The following is a 1,776-nucleotide window of genomic DNA, read 5'->3' as shown; positions in this document are numbered from 1 at the left end:
AACAAGCATAAGGCGGATTGGCGTGGGTGGAAGTTCATGTGGCCTTTTGCGGTGGTGTTCGTGTTCGTGTTCATCATTCCGATCGTGTATGCGGTCTATATCAGTTTCTTTAAGAAGCAGATGATTGGTGGCACGAGGTTCGTTGGGTTTGAGAACTATTCGCGTCTGCTGGTGGATCAGCAGTTCTGGAGCAGTGTGGGTCGTGTGGCCTTGTTCACGGTGGTGCAGGTGCCGATCATGCTGTTCCTTGCGGCGGCGATGGCGTTGGCGATCGATTCGATGAAGCTGCATGGCACGAAGTTCTTCCGTATCTCGACGTTCCTGCCGTACGCGGTGCCGGCCGTGGTGTCCACCCTGATCTGGGGTTTCGTGTATGGCGCGAAGTATGGTCTGGTCGGCTCGTTCAATGATTTCTTCGGCACGGACATCGATGTGTTGAAGCCTTCGGTGCTGTTGGCGGCGATCGGCAACATCAACACGTGGGAGTTCACGGGCTATAACATGCTGATCTTCTACAGCAGCCTGTCCACGATCCCGCACTCCCTGTATGAGGCCGCCTCGATCGACGGCGCGTCGGAGTGGCAGATCGTCAGGTCGATCAAGCTGCCTGAGTTGAAGGGTTCGCTGGCGATCACGGTGATCTTCTCGATCATCGGCTCGTTCCAGTTGTTCAACGAGCCTTCCATTTTGCAGAACATGGTGCCGGGCAACGCGATCACGACGTATTACACGCCGAACATGTACGCGTACAACCTGAGCTTCTCCGGCAACCAGAGCAATTACGCCGCCGCATTGGCGATCGTCATGGCCGTGATCACGATGGCCATCGCCTACGCGGTGCAGCTCAACAGCATGAAGGAGCAGATGAAGTGACGCGCCTGATGCCGTTTATGGAGATGAGTGGATCGACCGGGATTGTGTTTGTGAAGGAGCGTGCGTGATGAGTGCAGCGACGGGTGCCCGCCTGACCGAGGCGGAGTTGAGGGCCCAGGAGAGGGCCGCCAGGAAGGCCGAGAGGGAACGCCAGAAGCGCATCGCGCGCGACGAGGCCGCCGAGAGGAAACGTTCCGAGAAGGCGGGCTTCGCGAACGTGAACAACCCGCGCCGCTCGACCCTGATGACCGTCCTGTGCGCGATCTTCGCGGTCTACTGCCTGTTCCCGTTCGTGTACCTGGCGATCAACGCCACGAAGACCCAGGCCGACTTCACCTCGACGTTCGGCCTCGGCTTCGGCAAGACCTTCGCCCTGTGGGACAACATCGCCACGGTGTTCACCTACCAGGACGGCATCTTCGGCCGCTGGCTGGTCAACACGCTCCTCTACGTGGTGGTCGGCGCGGGCGGCGCGACCCTGCTCGCGATCATGGGCGGCTACGCGTTGGCGAAGTTCCGCTTCCCGGGCCGCAAGGCCGTGTTCGCCGTGATCATCGGCTCGATCAGCGTGCCGGGCATCGCCCTGGCGGTCCCGCAGTTCCTGCTGTTCGCCAAGCTGGGGCTCACCAACACGCCGTGGGCCATGATCATCCCGAGCCTGATCAGCCCGTTCGGCCTGTACCTGATGTGGATCTTCAGCGAGCAGGCCGTGCCGACCGAACTGCTCGAGGCCGCGCGCGTGGACGGGGCCAGCGAGTTCCGCACCTTCTGGACCATCAGCCTGCCATTGCTCGCCCCGGGCATCGTGACGACCGCCCTGTTCACGATCGTGGCCACGTGGAACAACTACTTCCTGCCGTTGATCATGCTGAAGGACGCCGACTGGTACCCGTTGACCATCGG

Annotated in this window: 2 protein-coding genes; both read left to right on the top strand. The window is 60.9% G+C overall.

All coding sequences use genetic code 11. The annotated features are described in order from the left end of the window. A partial coding sequence (locus F7D08_RS09690) for a carbohydrate ABC transporter permease (RefSeq protein ID WP_152210430.1) occupies positions 1–873 on the top strand: 873 nt, incomplete at its 5' end. A gap of 67 nt (positions 874–940) precedes the next feature. Then, a partial coding sequence (locus F7D08_RS09685) for a carbohydrate ABC transporter permease (protein WP_193316294.1) occupies positions 941–1,776 on the top strand: 836 nt, incomplete at its 3' end.

This window comes from Bifidobacterium cebidarum, from assembly GCF_009193305.1.
Lineage (GTDB): Bacteria > Actinomycetota > Actinomycetes > Actinomycetales > Bifidobacteriaceae > Bifidobacterium > Bifidobacterium cebidarum.
This window is presented reverse-complemented; position numbering and strand designations above follow the sequence as displayed.